Consider the following 20,585-nt stretch of genomic DNA (forward strand, 5'->3'; position numbering starts at 1 on the left):
TCCTCTCATTATATAGATCTACTCCCTTTTATTGAGCTTCTTCAAAGGTAAGCTCAGGAGGCGGTTGCCGAAACATTTTCGTTAAGTTTAATAGATAAATAAATCCGATAAAAAGCCAAGCCCCGCCTAGTAATAATGAATGCTGGTCTAATTTTATGAAAAACAGTCCAATAAGAGCAGCGCCAATCAATGGAATGATCAAATATTGAACCGTTCCTTTGAAAGACCTTTTTCTCTCTCTGAAGAAGTAGTGAGCGATCACTGAAAGATTCACAAAGAAAAAGGCAAACAATGCCCCAAAACTAACAAATGAGACGGCTGTTGTTAGATTGATAAAAAGAGCACTTAACGCAACGGCGCCAATGAGTAAAATATTAAGCACAGGTGTATGATATTTAGGGGACACATAGCCAAAGAGCTTCTTCGGCAATACATTTTCCCTTCCCATCGCATATAAAATGCGAGAGGCGCTCGTTCCCGAGGCAACGGCCGAAGCAGTGGTAGAGGTTAGTCCTACTGCAATAAAGAAACTCACAAAAAGACTTCCACCGACATAAATTGCAATCTCCAAATAAGCAGATTCAGGGTCTTTAAAAGATTGGAACTCCGGAAAAATCAGCTGAGCAAAATACGAACCCGTAATAAATAAAAATCCACCAATTAGCGTTACAAGATAAATCGCTTTTGGCAATGTTTTCTTAGGATTCTTTGTCTCTTCTGACAACGTAGTGACTGCATCAAAACCCAAAAAGCTAAAGCAGAGAATAGGGACAACAGATAGAAGCGTCGGTACACTAACTCCGGGGTCATAAAATGGAACGGTTGAAAATAATGTACCTGCCCCTTTTCCTTCAAGAAGCCCTTTAATCGACAAAATAAAAAATAGCACAAACAATAAGATCTGCAGAAGAAGCATATAAATATTAAGTTTCGCCGCTAATTTAATACCAAGAATATTGACCGTGGTAATCACCGCAATAAACAAAATGATCCAAACGACTATCGGGATGGATGGGAAATAAGCTTTCAATGAAATTCCGACGATTAGGGCGCTGATCATTGGGCTAAACATATAATCAATAATGATCGTCCAACCAACAATAAATCCAATATGCGGACTGATTGATTTTTGTGTAAACGTATAAGCCGCCCCGGCAGTCGGAAACGCTTTCACCAATTGGACATAGCTGTAAGCTGTAAATAGCATAGCCACTAAGGCGATTGCATAAGCAGTTGGCATCATCCCATTGGTGCTATGCACGGCAACCCCGTAAGTAGCAAAAAATGTTTTAGGCGCCATAAAAGCTAAGCCGAAGAAAACGACATGTACAAGAGTAAGCGAACGCTTGAGGGTTGGTGAGTCAATGTTTTTCATAGCTTAAACCTCCTTATAAAGTGTTTCTCCTTAACATTTGATAATAAAAATGAAAAATGACTATTTTTATTTAAATCCAATTATTCTGAATTTAAAGAATCCCCCCATTCCATCTGCATGAATTCATCATAAAGTCTCGTCTAACCCTAGAGTCAACTGTTTCCATAGAAAAAACCTTTGAAATGATAACGTTATCATTTCAAAGGTTTCTTCGAACTTGTTTTTCTTGGACAGGGATTTGTATTTCATAGTAGGCTTCCTCATATTGATCTGTTAAAGAAATGTCGACTTGCATAACCCTAATAGCGTCACCAGTAATCATATAACCATGAGTATCACAATAATGAAGCAGCTTTTTAAGCTGAGTCAGCATTTTCTCTCTCGTGAGCCCTCCATAGTAAGAGCATGCAAATATCCCTTTTTCTATTTTTTGTGTTGATTGTCCAGACGATTGATTTTCTACAAGAATAAATAGTTGCGATTGATATTTATCAAGGTTAAGAGGTCCATCCGCTGATTGGCGAATGTCGTTAAAATAATCTTTTTTGATAAAATCCCCAAATTTGTTACTAGCCAACACTGGGATGATCCCACCAACTTTATTTTCGAGCTCTAATAGTCCAAAATAAAGATTTTCTTTATCTCCCCAGCTTACTGGTCTAGCTAGCTGAATGTATTCGCGCTCTTCAAATTGTTTAACTACAATATCCGAATTCTTATAACTATTAGTGAAATATTCAATATTGTATAGTCGAGTATTCAAAGTATCATAGATATCTTGCAATCCCTTTATTTTTTCTTCTATATTAGCCAGTGATTCTTGAAGTGTTTGAATGGATTTTTTAACGTTACGGTTTGTTAAGAATTGCTTGATTTCCTCTAGGGAAAAACCGATTTTCCTCAGTTCCTTTATCGTTCCGAGAACTTCATACTGGGAAATGGAGTAATAACGATATCCGGTGTCAGGGTCAATGTAGTAGGGCTTTAACAATCCAATTTTATCGTAATGACGCAGTGTATCCACCGTTATACCTCTTAACTTTGCCATTTCCCCTATACTCAGCTTATTTCTCATGGCTCTTTCTCCTTCTAGCTAGTACTGGAAATAAATATACTAAAATAATAGCACGACCACTTCTGTTGTAAAAGAGAGATTTCTTCTCACGAACAGGAAGTAAAAAAGGGAGTGAATCATTCTTTTCCGAACAATCCTTTCTTTGCCTCTAGCTCTTATCCCTAAAATATAGTGTTGCTTTCTTTACAAAGTGTGGCCTCTCTTCTAGCGGCTAAATCGTTGCCAGCACCTAATTTTATTGGATACATAAGATGCTTTTAAAGGGGTGATCAGCATGCCGTGGCAGGATAAAGCTAGCGAGCTCATCGGTCAGCCCGTGGGCGTCTCATTGTCCAACGGCCGGGGAGTGTCCGGTATTTTATGCAGTGTGTCTGGAGGGAAAGTTTCTGTCATCGAATATTTATATAAATCTCAATTTGCATTGAAGCAGTATGATTATCGGTCGGTCCAAGATATCAACGGATTTCCTCCTTGTCAAAACCGGCAATGGTTCTATTATTAACAATGACCCTCTTTTAATAAAGAGGGTCATTGTCTTTGCTTGCCGCTGTTGTGCCTAACTAAAAGCATCGAATTCTCCATCTTTTATTCCTTATTATGGTATCATGCAAAAAATAAGGAAAGGAGTGAATAAATACTTGAGCTTAATGTCATTTGTTATCGTCATCATAGGCGCATTAATGATTGACTTCTTCTGGCTTGATGTGGAAAGCAAAAGATGGAAGTGGCTGAAAAACCGCTCTAAACCTCAACAGGTGCTGTTTTTTGTTTTTTTTATGAGCTCTTCGCTAGTTCTTTATTATTTGTTTGGACATAAGTTTTTAAGTTAATGAAATCACTTCAACTTGCCAATCATTCCTATAAAAGGATTGGCAGGTTACTTTTACCTCTTGCAGTTGTATACAAAATATCAATCATACTTAAATAAAGAAGAGGTTATTTGTTGATTGCACCTTATCCGCTTATGGAATCGGTCTTCCTTTATTTATTGTTATAAACAAAGGCTCTGTTAAAAGAAAGGATATTCTTTTGAGAGTGAGTTGTAACAGAAGACAGTGACTCCAGCGGGAAAAGCGAGTATTAGTGAGACTCCGCACAGAGCGCACGCGCCTAACCAAAAGAAAAAGCACCATAAGCGGTGCTTTTTTCTGCTGTGTGATTAGAAAAGTCAATTCTTCGACTCGCGATCTATTCATCTCTCACTCTAGCTTGATTTCATTAATAAAAGGATAGGATAACAGGGAAATCACTACCTTCTTCGTGAACATTTTCACGGGAGTTTAGAAGAACAGGTTTTTCATAAAGAGAAGCGGCCTGTATTTTCTATATTTTCAAAGGGACCTAATCATTTAACTCCCACAGCGTCAAAAGATTTACTGACGGCATTTACTTCCGCCGAACCGGCACCAAAGAGGTCGGCTGCTGACTGCACCAGCGCAGCTCGAGCTTGGCTAAAAGTGGAAGATGCTGTTAGATAAACGGTATTCGCACGATAATAAATCTGCCCTACCTTCTCGTTGCCAATACCTGGTACTGTTATGCCATAATGAGTCCCTCCTTTGGCCAGAAGGTAAGCAGCTTTATTTATGATGCCACTATTCGTGTGTACGCCGCCATTATCTGCTGTACCTGTATAGCGTTTAGAATAATGATCAGGATCTCCATACTTCGCAGGGTCGCTCATTGAACGAAGCGCATCATTTGCAACCCCGGGTGTATAGATGTCTTCTCCAATCTCGTAATCAGCGTTACTGTTATGGTAAAATTCAGCAAGAGTACCGAAAACATCTGAAATCGCTTCATTTAAGGCTCCAGATTCATTTTGATAAATTAAATCTGAGCTGCTGTCCGTCACGGCGTGCGTAATTTCATGAGCGACCACATCAATCGCGCCGGATAGCGGAATAAAAGTCGAACCGTCTCCGTCTCCGTATACCATCTGACTTCCGTTCCAGAACGCATTGTTGTATCTGCTGCCGTAATGAACCGTTGACCTAATGGCACCCCCTCTACCATCATAGGAATTACGATTGAATTTTGTCTTATAATAATCATAAGTTTTAGCCGCATAGAAATGAGCATCCACAGCTGGAGCCTCATAGGTGCTATTTAAAAGATTGTCAGAGCTTGTCCAAAGTGTGCCAGGAACTTGGGAACGGTTTGCCGCATCATAAGTAACGATCCCGCCGCCTCTTGTTCTATCTTGTAAATAATAGGTTGAACTTGAAAGCGTCATATTCAGGTTTTTCGTATCCCCTAACACCCCTTTTCCAGTGCCTGTTGTATTGGTAGATGCTGCAGCACCTGGCTTAGCGGCCTCTTTTTTGCTTGTTTCCTGAGTGTTAGCTTCATGAAGGTCGTTATATTTATTCAGTATTTTTCCAGTTGAAGCTTCAATAAAATAATTATAGTTTCCTGGTTCTGGAGATAGGAAGTTCAAGTTTACTAGATAAGCATAAGTAGCATCATCGCCTTGCACGTACACAACCAACTCTGACGTTGGCTCTTTTTCATATTCAGGAATCAAACCAAGATCAGCTTCAGCAATTTTAATTGATTGGTTGGCATTAACTTTCCTTTCATATTTTAGCCCTTTTTTATCTTCCAGGTTAGGGGTGACTGTGCCCGAGAATACAGTTAAGATGCCATTATCTGTTACCATGGCTGCTTGTGTAGATCCCCAGACAGGGACTCCGTTGTATACCTGCTGTAGTCGAAGAGCAGTGGACCCGTCCTTTTCTTTTTTACTTGATGTTACTTTGAAGGATTCTTTAGCAGATTTAGATCCGAGCTTATATTTGTCTTTGTTAGCGCTTACATAATCATACACAACGCTTTCTGCATTTTTTTTAGCTGGTTTTGTCAGGTTACCCGAGACAAATTCAGGCGAACCGACTGACTGATTATACTTGTAGTTTGACAAAACATTTTTTGGTGCTGCAAGCGATGATGTAGGAGAGAAGACACTAGTGGCTAAACCGAGAGACAATCCAAGAGCTAAAACTTTTCTGTTCACTTTAAGTCCTCCTTGGTTAACATGAATGGTAATTCAGAAATCATCATACCATGCTGAAAATTATTTTTATACTATTTTTTCAATTTAATTCCATTTTACTAGAAAAAGTAGAATTTTAAGGAAATTGATCCTCAGAAACATAGACTCATAGTAGATAAATGGTATTATTTACAATTCACCCATTTATAACCACAATAAAAAAGCCAGCATACTATGCGCTGACCTATACTCTCTGTATCCGCTTGTCGAATAAAGTCTTTTAAGCCCTGCCATTAAAATCTTTTTAACATCTGCTTCTAAATCCTTTTTTAATGAGTTATATAAAGTTGCTGAATAACTCTTTACATGGTTCCGTTTTCAGAGTAAAAACGCACTTCTTAACGGGATCGTTTTTGACTATCTAGTAATCAATTCTGTTCCATATGAATTATCAACCGCACAAAGCCAGCTGCCTTGTAAATTTTTCCGAAATACGTATGTTGCTCTTCGATCCATTGAATATTCGGTTTCCTGTTTATCCGCATCCAAAAGCGTCTGAGAAATAACTAACGCCGTATCGCCAGCTTCCAGAATAACCATTTCCCCCTGTGTCGGCACGAGGGTATTATTGAAGTATTGGGAAATAGCGATAAATGCTTTTTTGATTTCCTCTTTGCCCTGTGCTACCTTTCCCGGCTTTATAACGAGAATAGCATCATCGGTATAGTAATTCATCAATGTATCAAAATCTTCCTGCTTAATTGCCAGATCACACTTTTTAATAAGCTCTGTTAATTCATGTTCCATAAGATCCTTCCTTCCCCATACTAAAAATATGTTAATTAGATCGATTTTACATGATTTACCTCAATGACACTATCTTTTTTCCCTGCTCACCAAAAAAAGCCAACAAGAATTTGTTGGCTTTGGGTACATGTGCTTTAGCTTGCTTTGTCTATCCTCCTGTGCCCATCAGTCTTCCATAATTTCATCAAAGGCGGCAGAAACTTTGTCGAACTCTTCCTCACTTTCAATGGAGGTAAAGTCGCCCTCTTGGTCGACCTTTAAAAGAAAACGTCAATGTCTTCCTCTGTTTCATCCTCAATATCCTCTACAAAGCCGACTGCCGCATATTGCGTGCCTTCGATATTAATAGCGGCCAATACTTCAACCCTCTGTTCTTCGTCGTTCTCACCGCTAATCGTGAAAACTTCGCCTACTTCAATATTTTCCATGCGATAACCCCTCTCCTTTTAAATTCTTCTTGTTTTAATAATACCTCTAGTCATCTTATTTCCAAAGGGCGAGTAATTCATGCAAGAAATGCCGATTTTCATCCTAAGTATTTTCTTCTTTTGTTTTTCCCATACTATTGGTGCAATTTAGATTAGAAATACTGACCTTCAAATTCAACGATATTCCAACAAACTTCTTGTTTTTTTCATTACACCCGTCTATATTTATATAAAGATAGCTGTCAAGACAAGGAGATAGACACAATGTCAGAAAAAACAATTTCACAGAAAAAGCTGCTTGGCATCGCCGGCCTTGGCTGGATGTTTGATGCAATGGATGTCGGCATGCTGTCATTTATTATCGCTGCTCTAAAAGTAGATTGGAACTTAACACCAGAGCAAATGGGCTGGATCGGCAGCGTGAACTCAATCGGAATGGCTGTTGGTGCGTTCCTATTCGGTCTTTGGGCTGACCGTATGGGTCGAAAAAATATTTTTATTATTACGCTGCTGATCTTTTCACTGGCAAGCGGCCTATCCGCACTGACGACCACACTCGCCGCTTTCCTTATTTTGCGCTTTTTTGTCGGCATGGGACTTGGCGGCGAACTGCCGGTTGCTTCGACGCTTGTTTCAGAGAGCGTACCAGCAAAAGACCGAGGGCGAGTAGTCGTTCTGCTCGAAAGCTTCTGGGCGTTCGGCTGGCTGCTGGCTGCATTAATTTCTTACTTTATTATTCCGTCATTCGGCTGGCAAATTGCGCTTGTACTTGGGGCACTTCCAGCGTTTTATGCCCTTTATTTGCGCCTAAACATGCCTGATTCTCCTGCATTTTCACCGAAAAAAGCAGAAAAACGCACCATCGGCCAAAATATCCGTGATGTCTGGTCGAAAGCATATGCCCGGTCCACTCTCGTACTATGGGCCGTTTGGTTTACTGTTGTCTTTTCCTATTATGGCATGTTTCTCTGGCTTCCAAGTGTCATGGTCATGAAAGGATTTAGTATGATCCAAAGCTTTGAATACGTGTTAATCATGACTCTTGCTCAGCTGCCTGGTTATTTTACAGCAGCCTGGCTTATTGAGCGCGTAGGTCGGAAGTTTGTCCTGTCTACCTATTTAATTGGAACGGCTGCCTCCGCTCTTGTATTCGGAAATGCAGAAACAACTGCTGTGCTTATCACCTCTGGTATCCTGCTATCCTTTTTTAATCTTGGTGCCTGGGGAGCCTTATATGCCTATACGCCAGAACAATATCCAGCCGTCATTCGTGGAACAGGTGCCGGCATGGCCGCTTCCATCGGCCGGATTGGCGGCATATTGGGACCGCTTCTCGTTGGAGCTTTAATTGCTGCCGACTATTCTATTGCATTCATCTTCGGTTTGTTCTGCATCAGCATCTTTATCGGCGTAGCTGTATTGGTCATTTTCGGCCGAGAAACGCGTCAAGTGGAACTTGAATAGAAATAAGCTATTCGTATAAACAGTTATCAAACGATCGAATGATCCGCGCTATTTTTCATCCACACTCTTTTTCCTGTGGAAAGAACAAAAGGGTTGCCCTCATGGGACAACCCTTTACTCTACAGGTTCTCATAAAACGAACTGGCAAACTTTCTGAGTTTTCTCCTTGAAGCCCCTTTTATGATTAGCCTTTTGATTCTTCCATTACTTTTCTGTTCCATAAATCTTAGATAGAGAAAAACCTCTTCCAAGAATCTCAGAAGCATTAAGAAATACAACAAAAGAAGATGGCTCCTGCTCTTGTAATACCTTTTTCAAATAAATAGCCTCCTGCTGTTCAACCACACATAGGATCATCGTTTTTTCTTTATTGGAAAACCCGCCAATGGAGCGAACTTTTGTCAATCCTCGGTCAATTTCGTCTTTAATAATGGATTGAATCTGCTCTTCCTGTTCAGTAATAATAAGAACAAGCTTTGAGGGTGAGGTTTGCAGCTGGACAAAATCAATGACTTTGCTCGTAACATAAATAGCCATCATGGCATAAAGAGCAAGCTCCAAGTTAAAAACAAGGGCGGAGCTAATAACAACAAATCCGTCAACGATTAACTGGGAATAGCCACTGGAGAGTCCTGTATATTTTTTAACAATTTGTGCAACAGTAGCTAGTCCCCCTGTTGATCCCTTTCCTCTATAAACAATTCCTAGCCCTACCCCAGGAGAATTCCTCCATAGATAGCGGACAGTAAAGGATTATCAATCTTAAAAGGAATATCAGCGCTGAGCCAAATAGTAAATGGAACAAAGAAAATCCCTACTAACGTCTTTAAGCTGAAATCTTTTCCCAGAAGCAAAAGGCCAATAAAAAAGAGTGGAATATTAATAGCCCATTGTACATAAGCGGGGTTGTACTGATATAGCTCATACAGGATCGTGCTTATACCAGAAACACCGCCTGCTGCGAGCCGAGCCGGCAGCAGAAAAATATTATATGCCAAGCCAACTAAGGCCGAGCCAATGATAATAGATAAATATTCCATGAGTAATTTTGTCTGAGCTGTATGTTTTATCATTCTTTGAGACAGTCCTTTCCTGATGGTAACTCATAAATGAAACCATGCCTTTTCATTGCAGAAAAGTTACATTTCCTCTTAACCGCTAGCCTTCGTTTGTTCCTGTGCACTCTTTCGCTGATAGGTAGATAGCACAACTCCGCTTACTATGAATAAAGCGCCTAAAAGTTCTATCTTAGTTATTGGTTTATGCAGAATGATTAATCCCGTAACCATGGCTACAAATGGTTCTAAATTAGATAACATAGAAGCCTTTGAAGCATCCACATACCTAATGTTACTGTTCCAAATCAGCGTAGCTATACCGTGCACTACAATAGCCGTTGCAGCTAGAAAAGCCCAACCCTTGCTATTAGAAGTTATTCGTAAAGGGATATCTAATAGAAAAACAAATGGAATCGACACAACAAAACCTACTACATTCGAATATAAGGTAATAGTCAGTGCATCTATTCTTTTAGAGAGCACCCTTGTCATAATAATCATAATAGCGAACGTTATCATTGTTACTATGATCCATACCAGTCCCTTATCCACGTGCAAAGACGATAAATGACCTTTTGTTACAACAAAATAAATTCCCGTAATCGCTACGATAGATCCTACTAACATCCGAATTGTTAATTTCTCTTTTAAAAAAAGGGCTGCTAATAAGCCAGTTAAAATGGGAGTCATTGCTAAAATCAATGCGGACGTGGTCGGATCAGCTGTTTGCAGACCGACAAAGAAAGACCACTGATTTATCAGCACACCAATAATTCCAAGAAGAAACACTGCAAGAAAATCTGATTTACTTATGCGTTTAAAGTGTTTTTTGTAGAAGGAAACTCCACCTAAAAAAAGTACAATAAATAGCAGCCTTAATGCAGTTAATAAAGCTGGTGAGAAATCCTGGACTAAAATTTTGCCAAAAACAAAATTACTTCCCCACACAACCACACAAAAGGTCAGCCAAGTATACGCTTTTACTATCGTTGTCACCCCCATGCAGTAAAATATCAACTATCCTATTGTAGACTGACTCAAATGTTTCGTATACCCTTTGTGCCAATTATGTAGATCTCTTCACTGCTATTTTGAATTTCAAAGCAGAAATCCATTGAGAGGCTGGCTTTTCAACCTAAAAAATAGCCTGTTGAATGGATATTCACAGGTTGAATTTCTTTCACTCATTATTTTAGCTTTCATTACAATTAGAAAAACCCCTGTACATCCGTTTGAATCCCACGGAGTGCAAGAGGTTTTTACTATGCTGATACAGGTTTTTTAGTTTCTCATCAACTTACAAAATTTATATTGTCAGTAATCCTCTTAAAACTTACCACATTTCAATTTGTTGAAATCTCAGAGCGAGCCATATCCTAAACAAACGATTTCACATTTATAAATTATAGTTTTTTTTATTTATTTTTTCCACGCATTTTTTTATGCGATCAATAACAATTTTTGGACATTAAATAACTGGCAATGGCAGGTGTTTTGTAAGCTCCATCTGCACCAACAGCTTTAGGTTTTCCTACCTTTTCTATCACTTTCTCCATTAACGGCTCTAAGATCTGGCTGTCATGTGTGTTGCCTGGTGTGACCATTGTGCCAATTACGAATCCCTTACGGTCTGCGGCCGCGTGAAAGGAATAGGCAAATTGTTTGGTTCGTTCGTCTTTAACGTAGTAGCCACTGTCCGGATCGGTTGTACTTTCCTTGATTTCTTTCGTTTCTTCTTTATCGAACTTATCTGGCGGGAACGGCTTTTTTCCATGATCCTCTCGGTCCTGATTAATCTCTTCTTGGAGGCGTTCCGGATACGCGCGTGTTTCTTTGCGAACCATTTTCTTTTCAAATTTACGCTTATTCGCGCTAGCTTTTACATGAGTGGAATCCACAAAAACGTGCTCCGCACTAATGAGCTTTTTCTCGGCAGCTATTTTTAAGATACGATAGAAGATCTGTTCAAACAGGTCGGTATCTTTAAAGCGACGCTCGTAGTTCTTACCGAAGGTAGAGAAATGCGGCACTTTATCATGGAATCCATAACCGAGAAACCAGCGGTAGGCCATATTCGTTTCCACTTCCTCGATCGTCTTGCGCATGGATCGAATGCCAAAGGCATATTGGATAAATGTTAGTTTAATTAAAATAATTGGATCAATGCTTGGGCGGCCACTTCCGCATACAATCCTTCCACCAAGTCATAAATAAAAGAGAAATCCATCGCTGCCTCCATTTTACGGACCAGGTGATTCTCTGGTACAAGCTGGTCTAGAGCGATCATTTCTATTTGATTCCGTTGGATTGGATTGTTTTTCGAAAGCATCTTTCTCACCTCAAGCGTTTGATCTATTTATTTTAAAACAGGTATGGTTGTACGGCTACTCTAACTTTGTAACCCCTGTTGATTGAAATGGATGGCGCAAAGACTCCTGCGGGATCAGCGGGACAGGTGAGACCCCGCAGGCGCTTTCGCGGCGAGGAGGCTCACCGCCCGCCCCGCGGAAAGCGAAGCGCCTGGAATGGAAATCAACAGCCCCCATTCACAAGCAAAATAAAAAGAACTGTAGACAAACTCTAGAATTTCATTGAGTTTGCCTACAGTCTGAAAGGACCTTATGAGGTCCTTTATTTACGACACCGTCATCTAACTGAGACAACGTTAAAAAGAGTAAGTCTGAAGAATAATCTTTCATTTCATGAATAGCGGCCGTTGAGAGCTTCTCCGCTTGCCATCTTTTTCACCAGCAACTGCCCAACTGCTTTTACCTTAATGAATAATGCATTTCCTGGCATATAAGCAAGCGGAATATCTTCAATTGAAACAATTTTTACTGTCTTAGGATCTGCATTTGCTTTAATGGCCCGTTCTATGGCAAGCTCTTTGGCTTCTTCAATGGCTTCTGCGTAAGATTGTTCACTGAGTGAGTATACTTTTTCGACCTCTCCGGAAATATCGCCGATCGCTGCTCCAATGGCATTGGCCACTTCAAAATGTTCAGGTTTTATAACCTCCCTGGCTCCTTTTATAGAGCTAGGAAGCAGGATGCTGCCTCCACCTGAAAGAATAATGGAAACATCATCCGCGTTCGTCTTCATACGATCAATAGCCACCTCAACCTCATGAACAATTTGCTTATGTGCTTCCTTGCATTCTGTTTTATCTAAAGCATCCGCATTTAAGTCGAGCAAATCTATGGTCGCCATTCCAGCTCCGAAAGCGATGTCAGTCGCGGTCAAGATATCGCCGCCGAAGATGATTCCCTTTTTCGCTATTTCATGGCCTACGCTGTCGGGGCCAATTGTATAACCCGTCTCATTCTTTCTGATAATTGTTCCGCCACCAATGCCGATAGATAACATATCAGGCATTCTAAAATTCGTACGGACGCCCCCAATTTCAATAGCTACGGACGATTCTCTTGGAAATCCGTTTTTAACTACACCAATATCTGTAGTGGTTCCTCCAATATCGAGAATCATAGCGTTTTCTATGCCGGATAAGTAGACGGCCCCGCGGATTGAGTTCGTCGGTCCACAACCGATCGTGAAGATTGGATAGCTAAGAGCATAGTCAGTTGTCATTAGTGTCCCATCATTTTGTCCAAGAAAAATCTCCGGGTCCAGCCCATTTGCTGTTAAGGCAGCGGTAAATCCATTCACTACTAATTTAATGACCTGTATTAAGGCGGCATTTAAAGTAGCGGCATTTTCACGTTCCAGCAAGCCCATGCTTCCAATTTCATGAGACAAGGACACATGCATATCCGGAACGATTTCTTTTATAATTTCCTGGACTCTTACTTCTTGATCAGGGCGGACCGGTGAATACACTCCCACGACGGCGATCGCATCTACTTCTTCTTTGATTTCATTTACAATGGATCTAATTTCTTCCTCGTCTATCGGGACAATTTCATCTCCATTAAATTCATATCCCCCTGAAACAACATATTGATGGTTTCCTATTGCCTCAAGCAAATCTTGTGGCCAATTATAAAGCGGAGGGATCGAGGTAGTGGCAGGATAACCAATCCGAATTACCCCTACCCGATTCAAGTTTTTTCTTTCTACGATTGCATTTGTACAATGGGTAGTGCCCAGCATTGCATGTGTAACGTGCTTTTTATCTACACCCGATTCTGCTAATATACGAGCGATACTGTCATGAATGCCTGACATAATATTTGCAGAAGTTGCAGACTTGTATTTCGCGATCACTTGCATATTTTCATCAATAAGAACGGCATCTGTATTTGTTCCGCCGACATCTATTCCAATTCGATAGCTCATTACTTCATCACCTCTCGTGCATGTAACTCCTCAACTGGCTTGTAAGCTACGTCATAACCAAAATAACCAGGCCCTGCGGTGGCAATCCCTTTTTCTGTACGCCACTTCTCATGGCAAGGGTAGGCAATAACAACGACACGGGCTCCATATTTCAATGATTCCGTCGTAATCGGATAGCCTGTTTCCTGATCTAAAATTGAAATCAAATCCGGAGTGATGGCTAACGGATTGCCTTCCTCAGTCACAAGCAGCTGCTCATTTTGGAAATGCAAAGTCACTTCACGGGAATGATCTTCATTTATTCCAGCTACTCTCGCTATCCCCTTTGTGAAACCACCCTCTATCTTTCTTTCAATTGACGTAATTTTGCCGGTAATCAAAGAGTATCCTCTCAGTCTATCTATCAATAGATCAATGGCCGTCTTGTTACCGCTATGTTTCTCCATTAATATCTCGCCGATAGAAGCAGCTAATGTTAACGTACCAGGGATCGCACTCTTAACCACATCTCTTCCGTATAACGCATAATCACACATCGAGGCATTTCCACCCATCTCTATCGTGAGAGCACGAGCGATTTTCTCCGACCACTTTCCATTCATAGGAGAGAAAGTGACCACATTCCCTCTTTCATCCGCCATTGTAACTGGGTCCGGCTTTAGGCCGTCTAAATGGAACGTGACCATTTGTGCTTCTGGGAAAGCACGCCCCATTGCATCGGCGTCTACTACCGGTACTCGTTTCTTGGCAGCTGCAATAATAGGAATTAAGGAGTTGCCTCCCCCTATTTCAATTGGCATGACCGCTCGTATTTTTTGATCAAAGTGCTTCTCAATGGCTTCTAGTGCTGCGATGACCTGCTCTTCCGATGGTATTTTTTCGACCATCACACTAGGGGCTCCGATCATTGAAACAGGAACAACTAAGTCATCCTCTTTTAATTGATCGATGCTGATAATTTCTACTGGTCCGTATTTGTCAATTGCCCGCATCGCCATTAGCTTGCCAAGATGAGGGTCTCCTCCTCCACCTGTACCGAGGACAGCAGCACCAATAGCAATTTGTTCAATCATTTGTTGTGTTAACTTCTTCATTTAGGTATCTCCTCTGCTAATTTTGTTGTTGCATCTGTTTTAGAAAGCACTTTCCCTAGGATGGCTTGAGCAGCCAGCGCCAGTAAAAATCCATCGAGTGCTGGGATGGTAGTTATGTCGAAAATCCCCAACCCTGCAGGAGCATCTGTCGTCAAGAAAGCTACAGAAGAAGCCAAGAGCCAAACAATGAATGAACGGCCGACAAAGGAAACTCGCTTTTCATTATCGAAACGAAATTGCTGCTTGTTGACAAAGTAATACTCAGCTGCATAGATCCCGCCAATCGGTGCAATTAATACAGTGACAATCGAAAGAAACGTAACGAATTGATCAAATATCCCTAAAACAGCTACTAAAGTGGCTACTATTCCCGCTATCAAAGTGAGCAATTTTTTTGGAATGCCAGGAAATAACACGGCAAGGCCAAGTGATGATGAATACAGATTATTCGTATTCGTTGTCCACTGCGCCAGTGTCAATACTATGATCGCAGGCATGCCCAGTCCGACTACAGTAAAGATCGTAATCAGATCACTTGTATTCATTGCTTTTGACAAAAGAATCGCCATAACAAGCATGAAGCTGTTCCCTACAAAGAACCCGATAAACGCTGATAAAACAGCGTCCTTCTTTGATCTTGCCCAACGGGATATATCCGGAGCCAGAATGGTCCCCAATACAAAGATTCCAATAACTAGTGACGTAGCCGCTCCAAAGCTGAACGCTGTATTCTGTGTTTGTAACATGGCATTTGTTCCTTTTTCGCCGATTACGAAAAACAGGGCGATAAAGATCAAAAGAATGAGGAGAGGGACAGAAAACTTGCTTAATTTCTCAATGGCTTGATAACCATATATAGCAGTTGACATCATTAACAATCCACCAATAAATGCCAGTAACTTAACAGAAACATCCATACCGAATATGGATGACAAGGCAGCATGAGCATTTTCTGCAAAAAATCCTGCTTGTACACCAAACCAGCCGAGCGATGAAACCGCCAGGCAAAGCGAAGTGATCTTCGCCCCTTGTCTCCCAAAAGTAAATGTAGAAATCATCGCTGTCGACAATCCTGTGGCCGCTCCTACATATGCGCAAAACGCACCGAGCAAACCGAGAAAAAGAGAACCGAGAAACACTGCCAACAATGCCTGGCTTAAGGACATGCCCGCCCCCAGCTCCGCACCAAGCAACACTGCTGATAAATCAATGCCTATCGCTATCCAGACGCTGCTGATCGATATCCATCCTTTGCGAAGTTCTCTCGGCACCGGCTCCCGTTCAAAATCATTGCTATTTGCATTTTCCATATTTTTCACCCCTCTTTAAATAAAATTGCTATTTATTGCTCTATGCCAAGCCAGTATTGCTCCCATATAATCTCAAGTCGCCGCGAAAACTCTCGCTCGTCATAATACTGCATCTCCAGAAACACGCCATCCATTACACACAAGAAGGATGTCACCATATCCTCAACCTTTCTAGGTTGAACCTCCTGATTTCTTATTCCTTCTTCAAAAATTTCTCTCAACAATTCACTTTCCATCTGTTCAATTTTGTTGAAATTTTCTGTTATTTGTTTGTATAAAAATGGTGGAGGAAACAACATTAATCTTCTAAATAACTTTGTTTTGCCAGTTTCAGTTAAATGATAATTTACTGCTGTTAATAACAGGCCATACAACCTCTCTTTTGCCGATCCATTTCTTGCTTGCTCCAAGCTTTTTTGCAAATGATCGTAATGATCTTCTAAAATGTCCTGATAAACGTTTAAAAGCAAATCTTCTTTTCCTTCATAAAAAGCGTAAATAGAGGGCGTCTTAATCCCTACTGCATGAGCAATTTCTTTTAGGGACGTTCCCTCATATCCCTGATCAGCAAACAAATTTGCCGCAGCCTCTTTTAATTTTTCTCTTGTAGACAATGATTTAGCCAACCTCCTCGTTACCTAACTATTATTAGTTAGTATAATCCATATAAACAGAATTGCAAGTATTTTCTTAACTATCAGCGAAGTTTTATTTAAAAAACAATCATAATAATTATTCAATAAAAAAACCTCTTCGTCTCATTGATTTTATACACTTAAACTAAAGGTTGATCAACATCCCTATATAATTGGGATCACAACAAAAAAGAATCCATTATAGAAATAGACAAACAAAAATGGATTCTGCATATTTGAATATAAATACAATTTTTACAAGAGGTTTTGACGATGCCGAGTATGCTTCGTTGCCTATTTGCAATGGCCGTCTTAATAGGGGTAGGAACTATAAAAAGTAAATATAAAACTTTTATACTTATTATCCATTTCTTTTTTAGCTGAATGCTTCTCCTATGCTTGAAAGCTTATTGAGGGTATGCCCATTGCGGACAGTTGCTGAAACCTGCAAATTTTTCAGATGAGTACCACGTTTGGAGGTTCGGCTACTCTCATAGAATAAGAGATAGACCTCTCTCCCATTTATAACACAGCGCACTTTTTCATTCTTATAAGATAATAACTTATCACTATTTTCCTTGGAAGGAGCTGCTGGCAACAAAGCTACATGCAGACATTCCTCTTTAGAATAAGCATTTGCCTCTGAAAGCTGCTGTTCTGCACCAATCATTCTTTGTCATTCTTCAGCTGTCCTTATGATCACTATACTGGGTATCCCATAATATCCTGCCTCCTTCCCTTATTGTTTAATTAACAATTTTCACAGACGTAGCAGATGACCAATGGGCTGTCCTCAGACAAAGAAAACCCGCCAATAAAAAAAGCTGATCGGTGAATGATACCCATCAGCTTTTTTACTATTTATTTTTCTCGAACAACTAATAACACACCGGCAAAGATCAGTAGAGTACCAATCCAGAAAGACCACCCAACTTGTTCACCTAATAGCAGCCATCCTAGAAAAGTACCAGCTATCGGCTGGAAAAAGAAAAACAATCCGCCGCTTGAAGCATTAAGCATTTGCAACCCACGATTCCATAGTAAAAAACCACAGGCTGTTGAGATCACGCCTAAATATAATAGACTACCCCAAACCGCTGGATGCATCATGGCCTGAAAATCAAGTGCTGCTAGCCTGCTGACTGTAAAAGGCGTCAGCAAAGCAATCGCTACAAGAATAGCATAGCCCGTTACGACAATTTGGGAATACTGTTCTGGTACACGTTTAATTAGAACAGACATCAGCGCCCATGTCAGCGCTGCTGCAAGTAAGGATAAACCGCCGAGCTGTTGAGAAGAATCAATCTGGGCGTTGCCAATAATAATGTAAACGCCGATCGTTGCCAGAATAATAGATGCAGCTTTTTTAATGTAACGGTTTCTTTTAAAATAAGACGCGCAAATAACACCATAAACGCAGGGGTCGTCGAGGTAATAATCGCCCCCATTTGCGCGGTGGAAAGCATCGTGCCAACTTCTTGGGTTACGATAGAAATCGTGTTTCCAACAAGGCCAATAACAAAGATTAGTAGCCAATCTCTTTTTTTAATCCGCCACGATTGTTTTTTAACCACGCTAATTATCAGCAGTGCCACAATGGCAATCACATAACGTAACCATACTAATTCAAGTGGCGGCACAATCCCAACCACAAACTTGACTACCACATACATCCCGCCCCAAATACTTGCAGCGAGTGCTAAATACAAAGAACCCAGTAACGTATTTCTCATTTTGTACCCTCCGTTTTGTTTAGACAATGGTTGTCCTTAACGGAGATGCCATCTTCTGCCGTTAAGGAAGAAGAATAGCAGGTACATCATTTTCAAACAGCGGAGACCATAGCATGTTTTTCAGCTCACTTTCGAATAATTGACTTAATCATATACTATTTTGCTGGCTTGCGTACAGAATCATGGATGATCAGGTCACTCTTTTGCATCCACCATCTGTCAGCCGGATTTTATTTTTTGAGACTAAAAATTTTCACCCTCTAAGAAGACCTTTCCACAATCCATTATTCTAATTTAATGCTTCCGTTATAGAATACGATAGCGCTTACTTTTCTAGAGGCACAACTTCTAAATAGTCATCTAAACGATCAACCGGCAATTCCATCTGCGATCCGTCACTTAGTATAAGAGCAATTACCCCTTCTTCCTCCTCGGTCGGCTCGATTAAAGTGACACAGAGGCCGCTCTCCTTACAGCGAATGTCCACCTTATGTTCGAATATAAAATCATCCAAATCTTCAAATTTTCTTATATCTTTTAATAACAACAAAACCATCCCCTTTTTCCAATATGATTTTTATTTCCATATGGAATGTAAAAATCCTTTTATTACAGGCAAGTTTTTTGTTAATCTGCTCTAAAACCAACCGGAAGAGGAAAGTAACGACATACATAAAGATAAGGCATTACGATTGGACCGATTCCTGAACCATTCATATCAGCTCGGATAGCTGTTGACGGCATCTCGCTAACAACCATCTTTTCAACAGAGAACAGTCTATCGGGGTGCAAGTCCAGAACTTCTTTACACTCTTTCAAATGATAATCTTAAAAACGTATGAAAGCTTTAAACCTCCTTGCTATATTTATGACCAGGCCTTTTTCAAGAGGGACACACCGAGTTGGATTTCCTCATAAGAAAGGCTGCTAAAACCAAGCTTAACAATCGGCTGATCAGGATGATTGTTAACAACATACAGTGAGGTCGGCTGGACTTTAACGCCATGGGAAAAAGCCTGTCTGATCAGCCATTCTTCTGAACGCCCTATGTGTACCTTGACCAATAAGTATAAGCCAGACTGCTCGCCGATAATAGAAATATTTTGACCGAATTGCTTTCTTAATTCAGAAACTAAGTGCAGCATTTTTCTTTTATAAACAAGACGCATTCGCTTAACGTGGCGACTCCATTCTCCTTCTTCCATAAATTTAGCCATTGTGAGCTGATTAAGAAGGGACGTAGTACTCTCAAAATGACGGAAGCGATCTTTATAACGATCTAATAGCGGCTGAGGCAACACCATATAACTTAAACGAATGCCTGGAAGAAAGCACTTCGAAAAATTCCCCAGATAAACGACTCTTTGAGCATCAATCGAAGCAAGGGCAGGAAATGGCCGTTGCGTATAACGAAATTCACTATCATAATCGTCTTCAATAATGTATCCCTGTACCTCGTTAGCCCAGTGAATAAGCATTTGCCGCTGTTGAATCGACATGCTTACTCCAATCGGACTTTGATGGGACGGGGTTACATAAATTAGCCGGGATTGCATCTGTTCTAACTGAGAAAAATCAACCCCTGTTTCATAAACCGGCAAAGTTTCAAAGTGAAGACGGTGAAATTGAAAAGCTTCCCTGGCGCCATCATATCCAGGATCCTCTACGATCACACTTTGGAAATCATCTTTCAGTATATGCCCAAGGTATATAAGCATTTGCTGGGTACTGCTGCCGATAATAATCTCATTTGCCTCTGCTTTTACTCCCCTTGATTGAAACACATACGCGGCAATTTGTTCTCGCAGACATACCTCGCCAAAAGGATCTCCGTATTGGAAGCTCTCTTGTAATGTTAATGCTTGGTTAGCTATTCTTCTCCAGACTTTTAAAGGGAAATGTGTTTGATCTACCGCATCTGCTCGGAAATTAACAAGAACAGATGCTGTCGATTCTGTTTGCTTTCTATTACGAGAGATTGCCTCCTGTTGAAATAAAGCGGGCTCTAATTCATTTACAAAATAACCTTTTCTCCCTTCTCCGCGAATATAACCTTCAGCTACAAGTTGATCATAAGCCATTAATGTAGTATTGCGGCTTACTTGAAGGGAGTCTGCCAGTTGACGGATAGTAGGTAGTTGCTCATTCGTTCGTATATCTCCTTGCTCAATAAATAATTTAAATTGTTCGTAGATCTGTTTGTATTTAGGTGTGTCTTCCTTAAAAGTAAAAATAATATTTTTCATTTACCTTTCCCTCTGACATGTATATTTGTTTATTATTGTACCTTTTTTCATGTCAGTTTGTGTAATATT

At 40.4% G+C, this 20,585-nt stretch carries 16 protein-coding genes and 4 pseudogenes; 3 read left to right on the forward strand and 17 right to left on the reverse strand.

Annotated features, from left to right (window positions below; genetic code table 11):
• Positions 1-28 precede the first annotated feature (28 nt).
• Positions 29-1,375 carry an APC family permease gene (locus CJ483_RS04165; RefSeq protein ID WP_120032218.1) on the reverse strand — a complete coding sequence of 449 codons (1,347 nt, stop codon included), beginning with the start codon at positions 1,373-1,375 and terminating at the stop codon, positions 29-31.
• Positions 1,376-1,574: 199 nt separating this feature from the next.
• Positions 1,575-2,450: a MerR family transcriptional regulator gene (locus CJ483_RS04170; protein WP_120032220.1), complete on the reverse strand. Its 876-nt coding sequence runs from the start codon at positions 2,448-2,450 to the stop codon at positions 1,575-1,577.
• A gap of 274 nt (positions 2,451-2,724) precedes the next feature.
• Between CJ483_RS04170 and CJ483_RS04175 the strand changes: the two genes are divergently transcribed.
• The gene (locus CJ483_RS04175; protein ID WP_120032222.1) at positions 2,725-2,952 is read left to right on the forward strand and encodes a hypothetical protein; all 228 of its coding nucleotides are present in this window, start codon (positions 2,725-2,727) and stop codon (positions 2,950-2,952) included.
• A 145-nt stretch (positions 2,953-3,097) separates the two neighbouring features.
• Entirely contained in the window at positions 3,098-3,280 is a 183-nt protein-coding gene (locus tag CJ483_RS04180) for a hypothetical protein (protein WP_259455778.1), read from the forward strand.
• A 515-nt stretch (positions 3,281-3,795) separates the two neighbouring features.
• Here CJ483_RS04180 and CJ483_RS04185 read toward each other — a convergent pair.
• The 3 genes and pseudogenes from CJ483_RS04185 to CJ483_RS04195 form a co-directional block, all read right to left on the reverse strand.
• Positions 3,796-5,466 carry a M4 family metallopeptidase gene (locus tag CJ483_RS04185; RefSeq protein WP_120032226.1) on the reverse strand — a complete coding sequence of 557 codons (1,671 nt, stop codon included), beginning with the start codon at positions 5,464-5,466 and terminating at the stop codon, positions 3,796-3,798.
• A 396-nt stretch (positions 5,467-5,862) separates the two neighbouring features.
• Positions 5,863-6,252: a YybH family protein gene (locus CJ483_RS04190; RefSeq protein WP_120032229.1), complete on the reverse strand. Its 390-nt coding sequence runs from the start codon at positions 6,250-6,252 to the stop codon at positions 5,863-5,865.
• A gap of 165 nt (positions 6,253-6,417) precedes the next feature.
• A pseudogene (locus tag CJ483_RS04195) lies at positions 6,418-6,680 on the reverse strand (DUF1292 domain-containing protein).
• 264 nt (positions 6,681-6,944) lie between these two features.
• Between CJ483_RS04195 and CJ483_RS04200 the strand changes: the two are divergent.
• The gene (locus tag CJ483_RS04200; protein WP_120032231.1) at positions 6,945-8,144 is read left to right on the forward strand and encodes an MFS transporter; all 1,200 of its coding nucleotides are present in this window, start codon (positions 6,945-6,947) and stop codon (positions 8,142-8,144) included.
• 204 nt (positions 8,145-8,348) lie between these two features.
• Here the strand turns inward: CJ483_RS04200 and CJ483_RS04205 are convergent.
• The 12 genes and pseudogenes from CJ483_RS04205 to pdxR form a co-directional block, all read right to left on the reverse strand.
• A pseudogene (locus tag CJ483_RS04205) lies at positions 8,349-9,184 on the reverse strand (YitT family protein).
• Positions 9,185-9,295: 111 nt separating this feature from the next.
• Positions 9,296-10,189, reverse strand: coding sequence for a DMT family transporter (locus CJ483_RS04210; protein ID WP_120037795.1), 894 nt, complete (start codon positions 10,187-10,189; stop codon positions 9,296-9,298).
• Positions 10,190-10,662: 473 nt separating this feature from the next.
• A pseudogene (locus CJ483_RS04215) lies at positions 10,663-11,531 on the reverse strand (IS1182 family transposase); the annotation flags it as partial.
• 371 nt (positions 11,532-11,902) lie between these two features.
• Positions 11,903-13,498, reverse strand: a complete 1,596-nt coding sequence (locus CJ483_RS04220; protein WP_120032233.1) for a hydantoinase/oxoprolinase family protein — start codon at positions 13,496-13,498, stop codon at positions 11,903-11,905.
• Complete coding sequence (locus CJ483_RS04225) at positions 13,498-14,592, reverse strand: DUF917 domain-containing protein (RefSeq protein WP_120032235.1); 1,095 nt, start codon at positions 14,590-14,592, stop codon at positions 13,498-13,500. The genes CJ483_RS04220 and CJ483_RS04225 overlap by 1 nt, the downstream gene beginning before the upstream one ends.
• Positions 14,589-15,902 carry a cytosine permease gene (locus CJ483_RS04230; RefSeq protein ID WP_120032237.1) on the reverse strand — a complete coding sequence of 438 codons (1,314 nt, stop codon included), beginning with the start codon at positions 15,900-15,902 and terminating at the stop codon, positions 14,589-14,591. The genes CJ483_RS04225 and CJ483_RS04230 overlap by 4 nt, the downstream gene beginning before the upstream one ends.
• 32 nt (positions 15,903-15,934) lie before the next feature.
• Positions 15,935-16,516 carry a TetR/AcrR family transcriptional regulator gene (locus tag CJ483_RS04235; protein WP_182916961.1) on the reverse strand — a complete coding sequence of 194 codons (582 nt, stop codon included), beginning with the start codon at positions 16,514-16,516 and terminating at the stop codon, positions 15,935-15,937.
• Positions 16,517-16,913: 397 nt separating this feature from the next.
• Positions 16,914-17,207, reverse strand: a complete 294-nt coding sequence (locus CJ483_RS04240) for a hypothetical protein (protein ID WP_120032241.1) — start codon at positions 17,205-17,207, stop codon at positions 16,914-16,916.
• A gap of 191 nt (positions 17,208-17,398) precedes the next feature.
• Positions 17,399-18,270, reverse strand: a pseudogene (locus CJ483_RS04245) (DMT family transporter).
• 325 nt (positions 18,271-18,595) lie between these two features.
• The gene (locus CJ483_RS04250; RefSeq protein WP_120032243.1) at positions 18,596-18,817 is read right to left on the reverse strand and encodes a hypothetical protein; all 222 of its coding nucleotides are present in this window, start codon (positions 18,815-18,817) and stop codon (positions 18,596-18,598) included.
• An 80-nt stretch (positions 18,818-18,897) separates the two neighbouring features.
• Positions 18,898-19,062 (reverse strand): hypothetical protein, encoded by a 165-nt coding sequence (locus CJ483_RS24365; RefSeq protein ID WP_182916962.1) that lies wholly within the window; start codon positions 19,060-19,062, stop codon positions 18,898-18,900.
• A gap of 74 nt (positions 19,063-19,136) precedes the next feature.
• Positions 19,137-20,516: a MocR-like pyridoxine biosynthesis transcription factor PdxR gene (gene pdxR, locus CJ483_RS04260; RefSeq protein WP_120032247.1), complete on the reverse strand. Its 1,380-nt coding sequence runs from the start codon at positions 20,514-20,516 to the stop codon at positions 19,137-19,139.
• Between the last annotated feature and the right edge of the window lie 69 nt (positions 20,517-20,585).

It is taken from the genome of Bacillus sp. PK3_68 (assembly GCF_003600835.1).
Taxonomy (GTDB): domain Bacteria; phylum Bacillota; class Bacilli; order Bacillales; family Domibacillaceae; genus Pseudobacillus.